We start from the raw sequence: 18,480 nt of genomic DNA on the forward strand, positions 1-18,480 counted from the left end.
AATCCTTAAAGCCAATCAGATGGCCTATCAAGAACTGCAAAATTTACAAAGGAGTTTTATGCCTGCGTAAGGTGAGTGATTAATCTTGAGGTGGCAGAGGATTGATGGCTTCCATCCCAGCCCCTTGGTTTTCTACCTGTTTATGGAAAAGCAAAATTCTGTGTCCCGAATAAGCAACTTCATATTCATAGCCTTCAGCTAGCATTTGCTCTGAAGTTAAAATTTGAAAGGAATCCACATTCCATACTTCCATCATCGCCGGCAAATCTTGTGCAAGCTTTGCTAGTACCTTTTGCTGCTTGATCTGATAATTGCTTATGGGCTTGGTAGGGAGGCTTATAAATCCTGCTTCGCGTGCATCTTTGGAGGGCAAACTTAATGCTTGAGTCTCTTTTTTTTCTTCAGCTTCATTAGATAAAAGAGTTTGACCGATAGAAAAAAGGGAAGATTGAATATTTTTCCAAAAGGAGGGCGTGCCATTATAAAGCTTTCTTTCTATTTTTCTTTGTTCTTCCTTCTTATCCAAGCCAATGCAAGTAAACATTCTATTAAAGTTTTTTTCCTTTACTATATCATGCTCTCTATACATACAGCTGAAGCATTCGTAGTTTCCTTCATATATGTAGGGTGAAAACCAACGGGATAATTCCAAAGAAGAAACATTAGGATTTTCAAATGTTCCGCAAGAAGTAGTGTAAGTCTTTTCTGCGGGACGACGTGACAAACTTTTCATTCTTTCTATATCCGATCGGAGTAGAACGCTTTCTCCCAAAGGCATATCTTTATACATCTGCTTAAGAACCTTCTCTTGGTCTTCTATCTGCTTACTCTCTACCACCTGATCTTTATCGGTTAAAACTTTACCGAGGATTTTTATTTTAGCTACTTCTTCTTCTACCTCTGAGACCAACAGAGAATATTGCTTGCTTTTAGAAGGCTTGCTTAATTCTTTAGAAACCTCATAAATGCTTGCGATATTCTCGATAGATTGTCTAAGCAACCCCTGTAGTTCTTGCGGTTCTTTGCGCTCGTACATCTCTCTAGATCGCTTATCTTGCAAGCCGTACTGGCCATGATCGAGTAATCCCAATATAGATGTCTCATAGGGAGGGGAATTAATGGCAGTTAGGTGAGAAACCGGAAGAATGTTAGCTGAGGCATGGCAAGAAGGTGAAGTAACAGCCTTATGCTTGGTTAGCACGCCATTTTTTAAAAGCTTTTCTTGGATAAAAACAATAATTCTTTCGAGGATAGCTGCCAAAGCGCCTGCAAAAGGAATACTTTCTATACAGGCAATCAAACGATGGCCTAAGCAATGCTTAGCTTTGGCATAGTTAGAGAGTTGCCAATGCCGAGTAGCATAAGGAGCTCCTGATAAGCCTGTAATTAAAGACAATCCTATATCTTGATAAGATAAATCATATTTTCTAGGATGATCGGTTAAAAGATAAGACATACCTAAACCCTGGTGAATTTTTAAGAGGAAAGCGACCACTTATTAACAATACAAATTAGTATAAAGCCAAAAAAATTATATTAACTTTTCTTTGCTTAAAGGTAGATTAAAAAGCACTTTATCAATTACCCCTCTATTAATTAAACACCTGCATTTTATATAAAAATGCTGGTAGGAAACGAGTATGTACGATTAATAGCTCTTTGCTAATCCGATTTTCCTTGAGTGGATAATGGATCCATGGCTGAGCTTGCAGCCTCTTGGTTTTCTACCCGTTTATGGAAAAGCAGAATTCTATCTCCTGAATAAGCGGCTTCATATTCGTAGCCTTCAGCTAGCATGTGCTCTGAAGTTAAAATTTGAAAGGAATCCACATTCCATACTTCCATCATCGCCGGCAAATCTTGTGCAAGCTTTGCTAGTACCTTTTGCTGCTTGATCTGATAATTGCTTACAGGCTTGTTAGGAAGGCTTATAAATCCAGCTTCACTTGCTTCTGTGAAGGGTAAGCTTAATGCTTGAGTCTCTTTTTTTTCTTCAGCTTCATCCGAAGGTTGATTTTTAGATAAAAGATTTCGACCTATAGAAAAAAGTGAAGACTGAATATTTCCCCAAAAGGAGGGCCTGCCATTATAAAGCTTCCTCTCTATTTTTCTTTGTTCATCGCTTTTGGTAAGATTAATACAAGTAAACATCCTATTAAAATCTTTTTCCTCTCCTAGCTCATGCTCCCTAAACATGCAACAAAAACCAAAGAAAGCCCCTTCTGTTATATAGGATGAAAACCAGCGCGATAATTCTAAGTGTGAGACATTAGGATTTTCAAATGTTCCATAAGAAGTGGTGTAAATCTTTTCTGCGGGACGACGTGACATACCTTTCATCATCTCTATATCCCATCGCAGTAGAACGCTTTCTCCCAAGGGCATATCTTTATACATCTGCTTGAGTACCTTCTCTTGGCCTTCTATCTGCTTACTCTCTACCAGCTGATCTTTGTCAGCTAAAACTTTACCTAAAATCTTTATTTTAGCTACCTCTTCTTCTACCTCTGAGACCAACAGAGAATATTGTTTGCTTCTAGAAGGTTTCATTAGCTTTCTAGAGGCCTCGTAAATGTTAGCAATATTCTCAACAGATCGTTTGAGTAAAACTTGTAGTTCTTGCGGTTCTTTGCGATCGTACACATCTCTAGATTGCTTATCTTGCAAGCTATACTGGCCATGATCGAGCAATCCCACTATAGATGTCTCTGGTAGAGGGGAACTAGTGCTAGCTAGGTGAGAAACCACAAGAGTGTTAGCTATAGCATGGCAAGAAGGTGAAGTACCGGCTTTATGCTTGGTTAGCACGCCATTTTTTAAAAGCTTTTCTTGGATAAAAACAATAATTCTTTCGAGGATAGCTGCCAAAGCGCCTGCAAAAGGAATACTTTCTATACAGGCAATCAAACGATGGCCTAAGCAATGCTTAGCTTTGGCATAGTTAGAGAGCTGCCAATGTCGACTAGCATAAGGAGCTCCTGATAAGCCTGTGATTAAAGATAGTCCTATATCTTTATAAGATAAATCATATTTTCTCGGATGATTGGTCAAATGATAAGGCATACTGGGTTCCTGTTAGATTTTTAAGAGGAAAGCAGCTTCTTATTAACACCACAAATTAGTATAAAGCTAATAAATTATATTAATCTTCTTCCCTCAAATTTAAAATAGAAAACACTTGTTTATTATCAAACTATCATTCTGCTCGTTTCTCATTTAGTAATTAAACACCTGCATTTTATATAAAAATGCAGGTAGGAGACGAGTATGTACGATTAATAGCTCTTTGCTAATCCGATTTTCCTTGAGTTGATAATGGATCCATGGCTGCAATTGCAGCCTCTTGGTTTTCTACCCGTTTATGGAAAAGTAGAATTCTATCTCCTGAATAAGCACCTTCGTATTCGTAGCCTTCAGCTAGCATTTGCTCGGAAGTTATAATTTGAAAGGAGTCCACATTCCATACTTCCATCATTGCAGGCAAATCTTGTGCAAGCTTTGCTAGTACCTTTTGCTGCTTGATCTGATAATTGCTTACGGGCTTGGTAGGAAGGTTTATAAATCCAGCTACACTTACTTCTGTAGAGGATAAGCTTAATGCTTGAGTCTCTTTTTTTTCTTCAACTTCGCCAGAGGATTGATCTTTAGATAAAAGATTTCGACCAATAGAAAAAAGTGAAGATTGAATATTTCCCCAAAAGGAGGGCCTGCCATTATAAAGCTTCCTCTCTATTTTTCTTTGTTCATCGCTTTTGGTAAGATTAATACAAGTAAACATCCTATTAAAATCTTTTTCCTCTCCTAGCTCATGCTCCCTAAACATGCAACAAAAACCAAAGAAAGCCCCTTCTGTTATATAAGATGAAAACCAGCGCGATAATTCTAAGTGTGAGACATTAGGATTTTCAAATGTTCCATAAGAAGTAGTGTAAATCTTTTCTGCGGGACGACGTGACATACCTTTCATCATCTCTATATCCCACCGAAGTAGAATGCTTTCTCCCAAGGGCATATCTTTATACATTTGCTTAAGAACCTTCTCTTGGTCTTCTATCTGCTTACTCTCTACCACCTGATCTTTATCGGTTAAGACTCCACCTAAAATTTTTATTTTAGCTACCTCTTCTTCTACCTCTGAGACCAACAGAGAATATTGCTTGCTTTTAGAAGGCTTGCTTAATTCTTTAGAAGCCTCATAAATGCTTGCGATATTCTCGATAGATTGTTTAAGCAATCCCTGTAGTTCTTGTGGTTCTTTGCGATTGTACACATCTCTAGACTGGTTATCTTGAAGCTGCATTTGAGCGCCCCCTAAAAGATCACCAAAAGACGTATTCTTATTTTCAAACTCTTCTAAAGAAGCTTCTGGGATACCTTGTTCGTGTAAATTTGTATTTGTTAATGTATATTGAGACGCTTGGCATAATGAATTTTCTATATTGTGCATATATAAAATCTCCCTTTAATTAAAAAAGTGTACATGACGATTTAGACGCTTGCAAAATAGTTGCAATGACGCTGAGAGCTAAAGGAGTAATTCGGTGTGCGACCACAGCAGCTGTACACGTATAGGCTATTCCTTGCCCATCTGTGAATAAGGGGCCGTACTTATGTTCTTCTTTTTCTAATGATTGATAAAAAACTATGGTTTTACAGTTGACATACAAACTTTTAAGCTCTCGACTATTTTGGTTATCTTCTAAGTGCTCATCTGAAAGAATTTCTTCAATGGCGTCTTTTGCATATGCTACATCTGCCTCATCTAAATTATATTTATTTTGGGCCATATTTAAAAATGTCAAAAAAAAGGCTTGAAATCCTTCACCTATTTTTGAAGCCGTTTGCCTTTTTATAGTAATTTTTCTAGTTATTTCACAGAATTTATTAAGGGGCTTATTTGTAGGATGTTCAGCTCCTTTAAACCAATCATAGATGACTCTAGAAACTTTAATATCTGTTTTAGAAAAAGTCCCGTTCTTAGGTAAACGATTATATATATATTCTATAACTTCTGCGTCTTCGCTGTTCTTATCTCTAATAACACTTGAAGGTACTATCATGATTACTCCTGGCTGACTTATGTTAAGATATAAAAATGAAATATTAGTTTTGTCTTTAAGTTCTCCTTGTGTTAAGTCCAATTTTAAAAAAGCTTGCACACTCTTCTAGGCGTGCATCAATAGTCTTTTGAATCTTCTTGTCGCTCATCATATTTTGAGGCACAAAAGGAATATCTTCTGGCCAATGATTAGGAAGCTCATGGGGGTGCTGGGCCTTCCATTGATACAATTCTGTACGTTCATAAAGTGTTTTTCCCAAGCCATGCAAGGCTCTAACAGGCCTTCGAATAGGTTTACCGCTGATAGCACATATGTATTGAGAGAAAATAGGATCTTTATGAAAGGTACTGGGAATTTCTTCTAAATTATACCACTTAATCATGCGTAATAATAACTGCCTATTCTTAGCATTTAAAATTTCCGCATTTTTATTCGCATCCTCTTCATATTTACCTTTTATTTCTACAACCACAGGCTCTTGATGGATGTGAGCTAAATATTTAAAGATAAGCTTTGTCGCCAAAAAGATTTTCTCTCTATTAGTATAAACTCGATAGCTTGTAACTCCCATACTAAGACTAGTAGCGGCAAGGTTTCCACCTGTGTCCACCCAACTTAAAGCTTCTTTTGTTTGAGCGGATAAAGTCTCTAATTTAGAAATCTGATCGACAGTTTCGCTTACTTTAAAGATGGCTACTGCCAAAATATCTATCATAGCTATAGGTAAACGCTCATTAGAACCTATTTTATGGCAAGTTATGCGTCCAACGTCTGCAAAATTAGAAGAAAGGGTTAAACCAATTTTAATCTCGTCTGCCGAAACTCCTATTTCCTTACAAAATTGATCCACTTTTTCAGATGTGGCTAGGCGCGTACCTTGGAAGCCGACTTCCAAGGCTCTAAAAAAAACAAAAAGAGCTTCGGCCGTTATAGATAATTTCTCCTCAGTATTTAAGCGATCTGACTTGTGACATACACGTATAATTTCTGTGGCCGCGGGAATGATTTCTAAGCCTTTTACCACTAGGCTTGCAATTTCTAGTGCGCTCATTGATTATCCTCACTTTTTAAACTTATTGCTAATGTGCTAAGCTTTCGTTAATTTTTTCTCTTAAAAAATCTTTAACAGCATTTTCAAAAAATTCTAATCTTGCATCAATAAGCTCTTGCAAATCAAAGCGAGGAAATAATTGCTCTAGCGTTAAGGGACGTCTGGTCATAGGAGAAGTTTGATTGCTAGCCAGCCATAAAGCAATAGCATCTCGTTCATAGAATATGGGCTCTTCGCCTCGGGCAGTAGGATCTTGTACAATATTACGTATAGGAGATAGGGTTAAAGGACAGCTATATTTACTCAAAGTAGGATCTTGGTGAAATTCGACAGGAATTAATGGTAATTTTTTGAAGTTAAAAAGATGATCTGCATCTACGATGTTTTCAGGCAATTGAGCGGCATCAGTTGCCGGCAATGGATTTATATGCTGAACTACCTGTTGCCCTCCATGGCTTTCTCGGATGGCAGCCTGTCTTAAAGCCTCTTCCAAAAATTTTTGTATGATCAGATAGTAGCTTGCCTCTATGCTATATACGCTTGCTTCGGCGATATTAAAGCCAGCACTGAGTTTTTCGAATAATTGAATATTTCTTTCGCATTCTTGACGATCAATCTTTTTATATCCGATAAGGTTAGGATGCTCAGCATTATCATATTCCCATTGGGGACGCATGGCTTCAGAAGTTTTAGCCAATTTTTCTAAATAGATTTTTTCATTAAAGATACTTAATTCGCAAATATTTCTTAATATCCCTGTACAAGGATTAATGGCGCCTTTTGTAATCAAGCGAATGATTGCTGATAATGTATATTTCTCCTCTTTTAAATCTTTTATATGTTTTGAAAATTGGATAGGCCCATCCACCATGCGAGCACCTAGTTCAATTCCTTTGAGAGTTTTTAACGTATGATTGGAAAAGTCTTTTTTCTCCCCTACTAAAGAAAATATATTAAGTACTAATACAGCTGTTCGAGAAACTATCGCCGCAGTCCTAAGTTTGGAGACATTTTCATCGGTAATCATTTGCGCAATATCTAGGCTAATATCAATAGTAGTAAAGAAAGGCCTCATGATAGCGCAGGTTTGGTTAATCGCTTGTTGAATAGAACTCATATTCCCTCCTTTCATTTTTCATAAAAAATTATAAAGAATCTCTAATTTTATAAATTAATTCTCTCCCATGTAAGATCTAGTTTTTATTTCTCCTTTAAGGAATAAACAGAAAATCTTAATTTGTAAACAACAATGTCGATTATTTCCTTTTTAATATGCTATTTTTTCGCTTTCTATGTAACTCCCTTATTATGCTCAGGGGTAATAAATCCTAATAATCTATAACGATTAGTTGGCAGATGGAGAACATAAAAAAATAATGTCTTTAAAGAAGTTAATCCAAGGCAAAAATGCAATCAGCAAAAGTAAAGTTATAGAGAGCTTTTAGTCATAAAATCTGGCCTTTTCTAGATAAAGAGAAACTAGATGGCTGGAAATTACTCCGAAAAGAATTACCTAAGAAGAAGAAAATCTTTCCTCTCCATTAGCCGTGCCAACTAACTACCATGTGAGCTTAGGCTGGAGCCAAAGCCCGATCAGGCGATTTCTTGTAGAAATTAAGCCAAAAGATGGGCAGATTTTATTGATAGAAAAAGAGACAAAAGGTGAAGGCTACTAGAGTTATGATCGTCTAAAAACTACTTTAGATAGCCATAAAGATAAGAATACACTGGCTTTTATTAAAGTATAACCTAAACGGCACTCATAAGGTAGCTTATTACACAGCTTTTTAATCCAATAAGGTTACTCTGCAAGACCTAATCAAAGCTGTAGTTAATCGATTAGACAATTAAGGAAGACTTTAAAGCTTATAAAGGATAGGCTGGACCCCTATGAGGTAATTTAGCTTATAGGCTAGTACTGCAACCGCCTCTTTAGGATCAAAACAGCTCTTTAAAGATTTATTACATTCTACAAAAATAAAGCATGCAAACTTTTTTAGGAGCCTGCAGCCTACGCTTATATGTACTTAATAAAAAAATTGCCTGCCAGCAACAGGCATTTTTTTTTAAGAACTATGGAAATTTTTACCAATGAAAAAAGCCGCCAAAAATACGACTTAGATCATTAATGGTCAAATATAGAAACATGCCGATCAGGAGGATAGCAAAAGGTAAAACTAACTTTTCTAACATCTTAGAACTAATTTTTCTACCTGTCAGCATTTCCATAAAGGACATGACGATTGTTCCTCCATCTAAGACAGGAACGGGCAAGAGATTTAAGATTCCTAGATTAAGGCTAATCGCTCCTATCCAAAATAAAGCGTCTTGCATGCTAATCATCCAGCTATCATGCACCACTTGCACGATACCAATCGGGCCACTCATCCACTTAGGATTAAGCGCTCCGGTAAATAAAGCTTTTAGGGTACGCCAAATTTCATCGAAAACACTCATAAACATTTGAGTGGGGGCAGGATTATAATTAACTTTAGAATCTTGAGCGGCAGGGAGCCCAAGCATCAGCTCTTTTTCTTTAACAGTAAAATGTTGCATAGCACGAGCCCTTAGCTCAGGATCTTCAACAGCTTCTATTTGCTTTTTTTCCTGAAGGGTTTCTGCTGCTAGCCATGCTTGCTTTTCAGGTGATAAGAAAATTTGACTGCGAGTTTTAGGTTCAAGAGGATTTAAAAGAATAAATTCACCCGCTTGTTGCAAAGGATTTAAAGCAGCCATACTATCAATAATCTTTTGTAAATCCTGCCAATGCAGCTTTTGATCAAAAGCCTTATCGGCCTCTTGCCAAGGAAGAGGAGTAGGAGCTTTAAGCTCTCTTTGTACGATGAGTGTTACTCTTTTTGATTGCAATTGTTGCAATAATTCAGCAGAACTCTTAATAGGAGTATTATGAATAGCAAGAATTTTATCGCCAGGCTGTAAAGCGGCTTCAAGGGATGAGAAAGGAACGGGAGGGAATGCTTCTTCTTCTTTTTCTTTATCGATAAATTTAAGAGAATTTTCTACTACGGCTTGATTAGTTAAATTGTAAGGTAGGACGTAAAGATCTTGTAATTTTAGGTGGCTTAAATCCACCGCATACTGCCAATCCGTTAACTCATCCTTCATATGGGCATCAAAACGTAACTCTTGCACAGGAATTCGAGGCGCTCTAGCTAAAAAGCGCTTATCCCCTCTTTGTACCACCAGTAAGACCCGATCATCATTCAGCATGCTACTAAGCTGCATAGAGGAGAAAATCAATTCTCCATCTGCCCAGACAATACGATCGCCATATTGAATTTCACTTCCTTGTAAAGGCGAACCATCGGGTAAAGGATTTTCAGCTCCATTAGGTAGCCTATCGTAAAGGATATAATTAGCCGGTTGGAGAATGCCAGTGGTCAAAATTCCTTTTTCCATAGCTGCAGGATGAGGATAAGTTTTTACCGTGAACTCAAAAGGAGTTTTCACGCCTGTGTCGTAGGCAACCTTTTTTCCTTGTACCTGGATGAGGTGGGCACCCATCATAGCCGCATACAGATGATCTTTAGAGCTTTGAAACTGCTTATTATCGTAAGAAATAAGCTCATCGCCAGGACGCACATTATGTTTATAAAGTTCTGATTTAGGATCTATCCAGCCAATTTTAGACGTGTACTCGCTAAAATTTTTGTACCTTCCTCCACTCACCCAAAGTAGGCAAAAAACAAAAAATGCGAATAAAAGATTCACAAAAGGTCCCATAAAAGCTACTTTGACTCGCTCTATAGGACGTTTGCTAAAAAAGCTGTCGGGTGCTTCGTAAGAAGATTGATCTTTACCAAGGTCTTGGCCTGCAATCTTGACATAGCCTCCAAAAAGGATCCAGCCAATCTGCCATTTAACTCCGTCGCGTATCCAAGAAAATATAGGCTTACCAAAACCGATAGCAAATGTTTCTACCCGCATGCCTACTCTGCGGGCCATATAATAATGACCTAGCTCGTGAATAAAAATCAAAAAACTCAGTGCAAGAACAGCAAGTATAATGTACAAAAAGCTAAAGATCATGATCGATATAACCCTTTAATTTAACAAAAATGAATGATTAAGAAGACAGAAGTATGCCATAAAACAAAAGCTTTAGCAACACTAAAACTGCACGGCCAGCCTGGTAAAATCAGACGAATTAAAAGTTGATTTCTTTATACATCAGTCTCTTTTAAATTTTTAAGCTTTTATCGTTACTTAAAGTAGCCTAATTAGAAATTAAAAATTAAGCTCTTAGTAATCGACCATAAAAAGCGCTAAGTGAAGAATTTAACGTTAGGCCTTTCGTAAAGCAACAAGAAGCTAAGGCACATAATAAAATTTATTTTACCTTTTCTTTTCCTAGAGAGGGCTTCGCAATCCTGGTTGGCCTCCTTTCATATAAAAAACCTATAAGTTTTGCTTTAAGCCTTTTTAGCTTCCTCTCGCGCTATCTCATCGATAGCAAGAACATCTTCTAAAGTATTTACCTTGGATAGGGGATGGGCGCTCATCATTTTTTCCAATTTATTACTGATATCTTGCCAGCCAATTTCCTTGTTTAGAAAGCGGCTAACTAAAGTCTCATTAGCAGCATTCATATAACAAGGTAAACTACCTCCCTGGCGTATAGCCTCAAATGCAAGGCTCAAGCAACGAAATTTTTTAAAATCGGGAGGATAGAATTGAAATTCATGAATTCTTGTAAAATCAAATTTAGCCAACATCCCTACATGGCGTTCCGGATAAGTCATTGCATATTGAATGGGAACAATCATGTTAGGCTCTCCCATTTGTGCCATTATAGATCCATCTGTAAATTCGATCATGCTATGGATCAAACTTTGAGGGTGAATGACAACTTCGATTTGCTCCATAGGTATACTAAACAACCAATGTGCTTCTATTGCTTCTAATCCCTTATTCATTAATGTCGAGCAATCAATCGTCACTTTAGGGCCCATATTCCAAGTAGGATGAGCCAATGCTTGCTCAACACTTATTTGAGCTAGCTGCTCGCTAGACCAAGCACGAAAAGGGCCTCCTGAAGCAGTCAGAATCATGCGATAAATTTTTTTAGGATCTTCTCCATTTAAGCATTGGAAAAGAGCACTATGCTCACTATCAATAGGAAGTAGATGCACGCCATTCTTTTTAATTAATGACATGATAAGCTCTCCACCCGAAACTAAAGATTCTTTATTAGCTAATCCTACGTTTTTACCTGCTTGGATAGCAGCTACTGTAGGAGCTAACCCTCTCGTCCCTGTCATCGCCGAAATGACCATTTCCGCCTTTCCATGCGTAGCTACCGCTTGCAGACCTTCAAGGCCTGTCACCACTTCTACATGAGGAAGTTTTCTTTTTAGCTCCATCGCCATTTTTTCATCGTAGACACAGACGAGCTCGGGATGAAACTCCAAAGCTTGCTGCTCTAGCAAATCAATATTAGATTTAGCGGCAAGAGCTACTATTCGAAATTTATCTTTCAAATGTCTGGCTACTTTCAATGTATTTAGACCAATTGAGCCTGTACTGCCCAAAATTGAGAGATTTTTCATGCTATCCTTTGTATATGAAGGGGAAAGTATAGCTGAAAAATGAATAAAGTCAATGACAGGCAAGCAAACAGTAGACACCTATCTAGTAAACGAGTGAACAAAACTTCTTTTCATAAAAGTAATTTTTTCCTATACTACCCCCCATAGCTTCTCAAAATCTATCTCATGAGAAGGGGCACTTATCATTAATTAATAAGGAGAAAGGGAATCACATGCCCACAATTAACCAACTTGTACGGCAACCTCGTACACCTAAAAAAAGACGTAGCAAGTCTCCTGCTTTGCTGAAATGTCCACAAAGACGTGGCGTTTGCTTACAGGTAAAAACTAAAACACCTAAAAAGCCCAATTCAGCTCTTCGTAAAGTAGCATGGGTACGTTTATCAACTGGCCAAGAAGTAATCGCCTATATTGGTGGTGAAGGTCATAATCTGCAAGAACATAGCATTGTACTTGTCCGTGGTGGCCGTGTAAAAGACCTTCCAGGTGTACGTTATCATATCGTACGTGGAACATTAGACTGTGCAGCTGTACAGAATCGCAAAAAATCAAGATCGAAATATGGGGCAAAACGGCCCAAGTAACGCTAGAATATTCTCAATGGATATTTTGGCCCGTGGTTCGCGCTCTATCAATATTAAAAAGAACGCCAATCACGCGCAGGCTTATTAGGATAACTTTCCTAAAATCCAGGTGAAGCATTCGATCTTCGATAAAGGCAGAAGCTTTAAAACTGCCAAGTATAAAAAAATACATCAACGAAGAGGAAAAAATGTCAAGAAGACGTAGAGCAGAAAAAAGACACATTGACCCTGAACCACTTTATGGCAGCACTTTGCTTGCTAAGTTTATCAATAGGGTGATGATCGGTGGAAACAAATCTGTGGCTCGCAGAATAGTATATAATGCTTTAGAAAAATTTGCCAAGCGCATCAAAGCAGACAACCCTTTAGAAGCTTTCGAACAAGCTTTAGAAAACGCTAAGCCCGCCTTAGAGGTTAAATCCCGGCGCATTGGTGGTGCTACCTATCAAGTACCTATTGAAATTCCTGCTAACCGCCGCATCGCAATGGCAATGGGATGGATTATCAATCACTCGCGCGCTAAAACCGGGCGCTCCATGGAAGAAGGTCTATCTACCGAGTTAGCTGATTGCTTCCATAACCAAGGTACCACCATTAAAAAGAAAGACGACACCCATAGAATGGCTGAAGCTAACAAAGCTTTTGCTCATTATAAATGGTAACGAAGGAAAGAATTAATTATGGCTAGACCTGAGAAAGAACACATTAAAAATGTACGTAATATTGGTATCATGGCTCACATTGATGCCGGTAAAACTACAACCACAGAAAGAATTCTGTATTATACCGGCCGTACACACCGCATGGGTGAAGTGCACGAAGGCGCGGCTACCATGGACTGGATGGAGCAAGAGCAAGAGCGTGGAATTACGATTACTTCCGCAGCAACCACAGTTTTCTGGAAAGAGTGCAAAATTAATATTATCGATACTCCTGGACACGTGGATTTTACCATTGAGGTTGAACGTTCCTTGCGAGTTTTAGATGGTTCAGTAGCTGTATTTTGCTCAGTTTCTGGAGTAGAACCTCAGTCTGAAACAGTATGGCGCCAAGCAGATAAATACGGTGTTCCACGCATTGCGTTTGTTAACAAGATGGACCGTATTGGTGCGGACTTCTTTGATGCGATTAAAACCATGCGTGAAAAGCTTCATGCTAATGCTATCCCCGTTCACTGTCCTATTGGCGCAGAGTCGGAGTTCAAGGGTATGGTCGATCTAGTCTGTATGAGAGCTTTTTTCTTCCACGATGAAACCCTAGGGGCTGACTGGGAAGAGGCAGACATTCCTGCAGATCTGCTGGAAAAATGCAAGCAATTACGTTCAGAGTTATTGGATGAACTAGCCACTATAGATGAAAATAATGAAGAATTCATGACAAAAGTTTTGGAAAATCCCGACTCTTTAACAGTGGATGAAATCAATAAGGTTATCCGTAAAGGTGTATGTACAAACAAATTTACTCCGGTGCTATGCGGTTCTGCTTTCAAAAACAAAGGTGTGCAGCACCTGCTTGACGCAGTGGTTAACTGGATGCCATCTCCCCTTGACCGTGGCCAAATTAAAGCCCATGATCTTAAAACCAATGAAGATATCTTCTTGAAGCCTGAAGATAATGCACCTTTTGCTGCCTTAGCTTTTAAGATTATGACAGACCCTTACGTGGGCCGTTTAACGTACATTCGTATTTATAGCGGTACATTAGTGAAAGGGATGAACTTAATCAACAGTACCAAAGATAGTAAAGAAAGAATCTCCCGTCTTTTAGAAATGCATGCCAACCAGCGTAAAGAGAAAGATGAATTTTATACAGGCGACATTGCAGCTTGTATTGGGCTAAAGAAAGCTAGCACAGGCGACACCATCTGTTCTCCTGAGCATCCTATCTTGCTCGAAAAAATGGAGTTTCCAGAATCTGTAATTTCTATGGCGATTGAACCGAAATCTAAAGGTGACCGTGAAAAGCTAGCTCAGGCTCTTTCTTCCTTATCCGAAGAAGATCCTACTTTCCGAGTTTACACTAACGAAGAAACGGGACAAACTATCATTGCGGGTATGGGCGAACTTCACCTTGAAATTTTGCACGATCGTATGAAGCGTGAATTCAACGTAGAAGCTAGCGTCGGTAAACCACAAGTTTCTTATAAGGAAACCATTACTTCGCCAGCTGCTAGCCAAACTAAGTTTGTTAAACAATCCGGCGGCCGTGGTCAATATGCTCACGTCGAGCTAGAAATTGAACCAAACGAGAAAGGCAAGGGCAATGAAATTGTTAGCAAAATTGTAGGAGGATCGATTCCCAGAGAATATATACCTCCGACAATTAAAGGGATTGAAGAAGGCCTTGCTACGGGTGTGCTTGCTGGATACAATCTAGTAGATGTTAAAGTCTCTATTGTATTTGGTTCTTACCATGATGTCGACTCTAACGAGATGGCCTTTAAAATATGTGGTTCTATGGCTATTAAGGAGGCTGCTAAAAAAGGTAAGCCGATTCTATTAGAGCCTATCATGAAAGTGGATGTGACTACTCCTGAACAATATATGGGCGATGTAATTGGCGATCTTAACCGCCGCCGTGGGCAGATTTTAGGTCAAGAAAACCATAAAGGCGCGGTCCTCATCCATGCTGAGGTTCCGCTTAGCGAAATGTTTGGTTACTCCACCTTGTTGCGCTCGTTATCCTCAGGACGTGCAACCTATGTAATGGAACCTAGCCACTTTGAAAAAGTGCCGGCAAAAATACAAGAAGAAATTATCAAGAAATAAGGTTTATCATCCTATGGCAAAACAACAAGAGAAACAAATAAAGCAAGAAAAGGTGCACAAGCCGGCGCGTCAAAAGATTCGTATTAGGCTTAAAGGATACGACCAACGGATCCTCGACCGTTCTACTGAAGATATCGTAGAAACAGCAAAGCGTACAGGTGCAGCAATAGCTGGTCCTATTCCTCTGCCCACACGTATTGTAAAATTTACTGTTTTGCGCTCACCTAACATTGACCGCAAATCGCGTGAACAATTTGAGATGCGCACGCACAAACGTCTTATTGACATCCTTAACCCCACCGGTAAAACTATCGACGCTCTTAAAACGTTGACCTTACCAGCGGGCGTGGACATCAAAATTAAAGCGTAATTGTTTTTATGCTGTAGAGCTTAAGCTTGGCCTAAGTTCTACAGCTTTTTTTTCTCATGTATAGTCTCTTATTTCCTTATGCAAAAAAACTGCCTAGACAGTCTCCATCCCCTAAGCTCATAAGCTTAGATTAGGCGAGCACTATAAAGACGCGTCTCTTCTCTACATTCTTGGTCCAATAAATAAAGTTTTTAGATTGATTTATTTAATCGTAGATAGAGGATTATCTTTAAGGAAGCTGCTTAAAAGCGTATAAGGCACATAAAAAATGTCTTTTTTATTCTATCAGCAAAGATCTTATTAGTTTTTCTTTTTGCTGTTGGGGCTTAAAGCAAAGCTTTAACTAGTAGTAATTAAGAAATAAAGCCTGAGAATCACTTTTTAAGCGCTTAGAAATAACTTTTCCTTGAGATACATATAAGACATAAGATAGCTGATCTACGGCAGAAGAGGAAAGAGAAGTGCGCTGGATATAAATATACTCTTGAAGACCATTAGGCAGATTATTTACCGCATAGGGAGCGCCAAAGTGAGCCTCAATAGCTGTTATAGAAGTGCCAGGTGCTATTTCATCAAAACCTGCAGTAGTCATTATAGGAGCTATGCATCCAGTTAAAAAAAGCAACAACAAATTTAGGTAAATTTTTTCCATATTTTTCCCTCTATGATGGTTCGATACTGATCGGAAGAGTTATATTCGGCACGCAACAAATAATCCCCATTTTCCTGCAGCTCATAGACTTCGAAACCTTCAAAGTCATTGCTTAGAGGATATTCCCAGGCTATAATTTTAGCATCTATTACTCCTTTACCACTTACGCTTCCAATAAGCTCATTTTCCAACCTGACGCTAAAAGAAGCGGGAGCCATTTCGAAAAAGGTCAATTGATTAGACACCTGTTCATCTATCCCCAATATTTCTACAGACTGCTGACAGATGTAACCTATCTTTTCCTTCTGCTTGTCTACTACCCATTTTGCATAAAAATGTAAGCTTTCAGGAGAGGTGCTAAAAGTTATTTTTCCCTCCCCTATCCAAACTCCTGGATGAAAAATAAAATGATGGGTTTGGTAATTAGTCATTAAAACATGAACCTCCGACTATAGATACTTTGTAAAATTCCTAGGGCCATCATAGTAGATAAAGTAGAAGATCCTCCATATGTAACTAATACTAAAGGAACACCCGTAATGGGTAAAAAGCCACTCATCATACCAATGTTAACTAAAATGTGCATAGCCAGGTAAACTGTTATCCCTGCTGATAATAATCTACCAAAATGATCTTTAGCCACTACTGATACTTGAAAGCTAAAATAGATTAAAGCATAAAAAAGCATAAGCATAAGAAGCAAGCCGATAAAGCCAAATTCTTCACCAAAAGCAGGAAAAACTGAATCCGTATAAGCAGCAGGAAGCCAACCACCGCTTGTATATTCGCTCTTTCTAAACCCTACTCCCGTTAGTCCTCCTATGCCAATAGCAATAGAGGCACTTTTTTGATGATGAGTATAAGGATTCAGACGATCAAACTGATAATCTTTTAAGATAAGGCTTGCATAGGGCCTTAATTTTTCATGAGGAAGCACACCCAAAAAAATTAGGGCTACCACAATTAAGACTATAGAAGCTACAAAAGTCATCGCTTTAATTATCTGAGGATGGATATCTCCGAAGTAAAACATGACAAGAGTGATAGGAAAAAGAACTAGAGCCGTCCCTAGATCAGGTTGCTTAAGGATTAGAATAAAGGGAATGCCTACAATAATCATGCTAAAGAAAGCTGTACGAAAAGAATGGGAATCTGTTTTGGTTCTTTCTAAAAACCAGCTTAAAGTGATGACTACGATCAGCTTAGCATATTCCGACGGTTGAAAACTAATATTAAGAAATGGAAGGCGATACCAGCGATTGACCCGCGCAATTGAATCTGTAAAAAATAAGCCAACTAAAGATAAGAGCACTAGGGCATATAAAATCCAGGCCAGCTCGCGCAATTTATTGTAATCAAAACCTGCAAAAAAAATAAAAACAAACCCTCCTATTATAAACCATTGAATTTGCTGCCTAACCATAGGTGTAATAAACCTTTCCTCTGTGATCTCTGCAGATCCTTCAAGAGAGTAGGCTGAGATGACAAGAAGGCTCATTACCATTAATCCTAATATTATAGGAATAATGCGAAAATCTATACGAGAAAGGTATTGGTAGTTCCACATAAATTTTATCTTAAGATAGAATATCAGCTATTCTATACGAGCACGTCCTTTATATGAAAATCAATTGTCTTTATTTTAATACTTTAGATTCTACAAACAGTTGGTCTAAAGAAAATTACAAAAATTTTGATCCTGCCTGCCTAACCCTTGTCTTTGCTGATCACCAAACGATGGGCCGAGGGCAATACCAGCGTCGCTGGCTCTCGCCTGCGGCTCAAAATATTTATGCTACCTTCACATTTTTTGTAGATAGCAGACAAACGTTTATAGCTAATATTCCCCAAGTTTTAGCTTTAGCTGCTCTGAAAACACTAAAAGAGTTGCGCCTCCAACCTTGCTTGAAGTGGCCTAACGATATTTTAATAAACAAAAAAAAGATCGCTGGCATACTTTGTGAAACTATCATGGATAACTACCAAAGCGCTATCGTGCTGGGGATTGGCATGAATGTTAATATGCCTTTAGAAATCACTAGCCAAATTGATCAACCAGCCACTTCGTTATTCATAGAAACAGAGCAAACTTTTAAAACCTCTCACGTTCTAGATCTGCTAAAAAATAATTTCATGCCATTGCTTGATCTTTTTCTTGAAAAAGGGTTTCAGCCCTTGCTAGAGGATTTTAAACAAGGTATCCTCCATCAGCCAGGCGACATTATCCGTATCAACAAACACGAGGGCACATTTGAAGAGATTGATGAGCAGGGAGCTCTTGTGCTACGATTGCCAAACGGTCGCATCCAAAGATTCTACGCGGGGGAACTTTTACTTCCTTGATAGAAATTAATTTAAATAATTTCTTAAGGGCTGCACTTTGGCAAACTGCCATACCTTTTCGATGCGCGAGATAAAAGTAAGC

The 18,480-nt window shown here is 38.4% G+C and carries 16 protein-coding genes; 5 read left to right on the plus strand and 11 right to left on the minus strand.

Annotated features, from left to right (window positions below; genetic code table 11):
* Window positions 1-79: 79 nt before the first annotated feature.
* The 8 genes from NEOC95_RS03655 to NEOC95_RS03690 form a co-directional block, all read right to left on the minus strand.
* Window positions 80-1,456, minus strand: coding sequence for a hypothetical protein (locus NEOC95_RS03655; protein ID WP_213151666.1), 1,377 nt, complete (start codon window positions 1,454-1,456; stop codon window positions 80-82).
* A 206-nt stretch (window positions 1,457-1,662) separates the two neighbouring features.
* Window positions 1,663-3,063, minus strand: a complete 1,401-nt coding sequence (locus NEOC95_RS03660; protein ID WP_166157163.1) for a hypothetical protein — start codon at window positions 3,061-3,063, stop codon at window positions 1,663-1,665.
* A gap of 226 nt (window positions 3,064-3,289) precedes the next feature.
* Complete coding sequence (locus tag NEOC95_RS03665; RefSeq protein ID WP_166157166.1) at window positions 3,290-4,447, minus strand: hypothetical protein; 1,158 nt, start codon at window positions 4,445-4,447, stop codon at window positions 3,290-3,292.
* Window positions 4,448-4,466: 19 nt separating this feature from the next.
* Window positions 4,467-5,060 carry a hypothetical protein gene (locus tag NEOC95_RS03670; RefSeq protein ID WP_166157169.1) on the minus strand — a complete coding sequence of 198 codons (594 nt, stop codon included), beginning with the start codon at window positions 5,058-5,060 and terminating at the stop codon, window positions 4,467-4,469.
* A 55-nt stretch (window positions 5,061-5,115) separates the two neighbouring features.
* Complete coding sequence (locus NEOC95_RS03675; RefSeq protein ID WP_166157172.1) at window positions 5,116-6,111, minus strand: hypothetical protein; 996 nt, start codon at window positions 6,109-6,111, stop codon at window positions 5,116-5,118.
* Window positions 6,112-6,139: 28 nt separating this feature from the next.
* The gene (locus NEOC95_RS03680) at window positions 6,140-7,228 is read right to left on the minus strand and encodes a U-box domain-containing protein (protein WP_166157176.1); all 1,089 of its coding nucleotides are present in this window, start codon (window positions 7,226-7,228) and stop codon (window positions 6,140-6,142) included.
* A gap of 968 nt (window positions 7,229-8,196) precedes the next feature.
* Window positions 8,197-10,161: a site-2 protease family protein gene (locus NEOC95_RS03685; protein WP_213151668.1), complete on the minus strand. Its 1,965-nt coding sequence runs from the start codon at window positions 10,159-10,161 to the stop codon at window positions 8,197-8,199.
* 383 nt (window positions 10,162-10,544) lie between these two features.
* Window positions 10,545-11,681, minus strand: coding sequence for a 1-deoxy-D-xylulose-5-phosphate reductoisomerase (locus NEOC95_RS03690; RefSeq protein ID WP_166157182.1), 1,137 nt, complete (start codon window positions 11,679-11,681; stop codon window positions 10,545-10,547).
* A 212-nt stretch (window positions 11,682-11,893) separates the two neighbouring features.
* Here NEOC95_RS03690 and rpsL point away from each other — a divergent pair, with 212 nt between their 5' ends.
* From rpsL to rpsJ, 4 genes are all read left to right on the plus strand, one after another.
* On the plus strand, window positions 11,894-12,265 hold the full coding sequence (gene rpsL, locus NEOC95_RS03695) for a 30S ribosomal protein S12 (RefSeq protein ID WP_039383654.1): 372 nt from the start codon (window positions 11,894-11,896) through the stop codon (window positions 12,263-12,265).
* Window positions 12,266-12,453: 188 nt separating this feature from the next.
* Entirely contained in the window at window positions 12,454-12,927 is a 474-nt protein-coding gene (gene rpsG, locus NEOC95_RS03700; RefSeq protein WP_213151670.1) for a 30S ribosomal protein S7, read from the plus strand.
* Between the two features lie 18 nt (window positions 12,928-12,945).
* Window positions 12,946-15,033, plus strand: a complete 2,088-nt coding sequence (gene fusA / locus NEOC95_RS03705) for an elongation factor G (protein ID WP_166157188.1) — start codon at window positions 12,946-12,948, stop codon at window positions 15,031-15,033.
* A 13-nt stretch (window positions 15,034-15,046) separates the two neighbouring features.
* A complete protein-coding gene (rpsJ, locus tag NEOC95_RS03710; protein WP_042236533.1) occupies window positions 15,047-15,403 on the plus strand; it encodes a 30S ribosomal protein S10 in 357 nt (118 codons plus the stop codon).
* Window positions 15,404-15,746: 343 nt separating this feature from the next.
* On the opposite strand, the gene NEOC95_RS03715 is transcribed toward rpsJ, so the two are convergent.
* The 3 genes from NEOC95_RS03715 to NEOC95_RS03725 are packed head-to-tail and all read right to left on the minus strand — an operon-like array spanning window position 15,747 to window position 17,622.
* Window positions 15,747-16,055 carry a hypothetical protein gene (locus NEOC95_RS03715; protein ID WP_213151671.1) on the minus strand — a complete coding sequence of 103 codons (309 nt, stop codon included), beginning with the start codon at window positions 16,053-16,055 and terminating at the stop codon, window positions 15,747-15,749.
* Window positions 16,037-16,486, minus strand: a complete 450-nt coding sequence (locus NEOC95_RS03720) for a hypothetical protein (RefSeq protein WP_213151672.1) — start codon at window positions 16,484-16,486, stop codon at window positions 16,037-16,039. Before NEOC95_RS03720 ends, NEOC95_RS03715 begins: the two co-directional genes overlap by 19 nt.
* Window positions 16,486-17,622: an FtsW/RodA/SpoVE family cell cycle protein gene (locus tag NEOC95_RS03725; protein WP_213151673.1), complete on the minus strand. Its 1,137-nt coding sequence runs from the start codon at window positions 17,620-17,622 to the stop codon at window positions 16,486-16,488. Before NEOC95_RS03725 ends, NEOC95_RS03720 begins: the two co-directional genes overlap by 1 nt.
* Before the next feature lie 53 nt (window positions 17,623-17,675).
* On the opposite strand from NEOC95_RS03725, the gene NEOC95_RS03730 reads away from it, so the two are divergent.
* Window positions 17,676-18,398, plus strand: coding sequence for a biotin--[acetyl-CoA-carboxylase] ligase (locus NEOC95_RS03730; RefSeq protein WP_166157200.1), 723 nt, complete (start codon window positions 17,676-17,678; stop codon window positions 18,396-18,398).
* Window positions 18,399-18,480 lie beyond the last annotated feature (82 nt).

Source organism: Neochlamydia sp. AcF95 (assembly GCF_018342455.1).
In the GTDB taxonomy this organism is placed as follows: domain Bacteria; phylum Chlamydiota; class Chlamydiia; order Chlamydiales; family Parachlamydiaceae; genus Neochlamydia.

Coding starts and splice junctions, on each gene's coding strand:
- NEOC95_RS03655 (WP_213151666.1), bottom strand. CDS start 1,456: ATGTCTTATCTTTTAACCGATCATCCTAGAAAATATGATTTATCTTAT.
- NEOC95_RS03660 (WP_166157163.1), bottom strand. CDS start 3,063: ATGCCTTATCATTTGACCAATCATCCGAGAAAATATGATTTATCTTAT.
- NEOC95_RS03665 (WP_166157166.1), bottom strand. CDS start 4,447: ATGCACAATATAGAAAATTCATTATGCCAAGCGTCTCAATATACATTA.
- NEOC95_RS03670 (WP_166157169.1), bottom strand. CDS start 5,060: ATGATAGTACCTTCAAGTGTTATTAGAGATAAGAACAGCGAAGACGCA.
- NEOC95_RS03675 (WP_166157172.1), bottom strand. CDS start 6,111: ATGAGCGCACTAGAAATTGCAAGCCTAGTGGTAAAAGGCTTAGAAATC.
- NEOC95_RS03680 (WP_166157176.1), bottom strand. CDS start 7,228: ATGAGTTCTATTCAACAAGCGATTAACCAAACCTGCGCTATCATGAGG.
- NEOC95_RS03685 (WP_213151668.1), bottom strand. CDS start 10,161: ATGATCTTTAGCTTTTTGTACATTATACTTGCTGTTCTTGCACTGAGT.
- NEOC95_RS03690 (WP_166157182.1), bottom strand. CDS start 11,681: ATGAAAAATCTCTCAATTTTGGGCAGTACAGGCTCAATTGGTCTAAAT.
- rpsL (WP_039383654.1), top strand. CDS start 11,894: ATGCCCACAATTAACCAACTTGTACGGCAACCTCGTACACCTAAAAAA.
- rpsG (WP_213151670.1), top strand. CDS start 12,454: ATGTCAAGAAGACGTAGAGCAGAAAAAAGACACATTGACCCTGAACCA.
- fusA (WP_166157188.1), top strand. CDS start 12,946: ATGGCTAGACCTGAGAAAGAACACATTAAAAATGTACGTAATATTGGT.
- rpsJ (WP_042236533.1), top strand. CDS start 15,047: ATGGCAAAACAACAAGAGAAACAAATAAAGCAAGAAAAGGTGCACAAG.
- NEOC95_RS03715 (WP_213151671.1), bottom strand. CDS start 16,055: ATGGAAAAAATTTACCTAAATTTGTTGTTGCTTTTTTTAACTGGATGC.
- NEOC95_RS03720 (WP_213151672.1), bottom strand. CDS start 16,486: ATGACTAATTACCAAACCCATCATTTTATTTTTCATCCAGGAGTTTGG.
- NEOC95_RS03725 (WP_213151673.1), bottom strand. CDS start 17,622: ATGTGGAACTACCAATACCTTTCTCGTATAGATTTTCGCATTATTCCT.
- NEOC95_RS03730 (WP_166157200.1), top strand. CDS start 17,676: ATGAAAATCAATTGTCTTTATTTTAATACTTTAGATTCTACAAACAGT.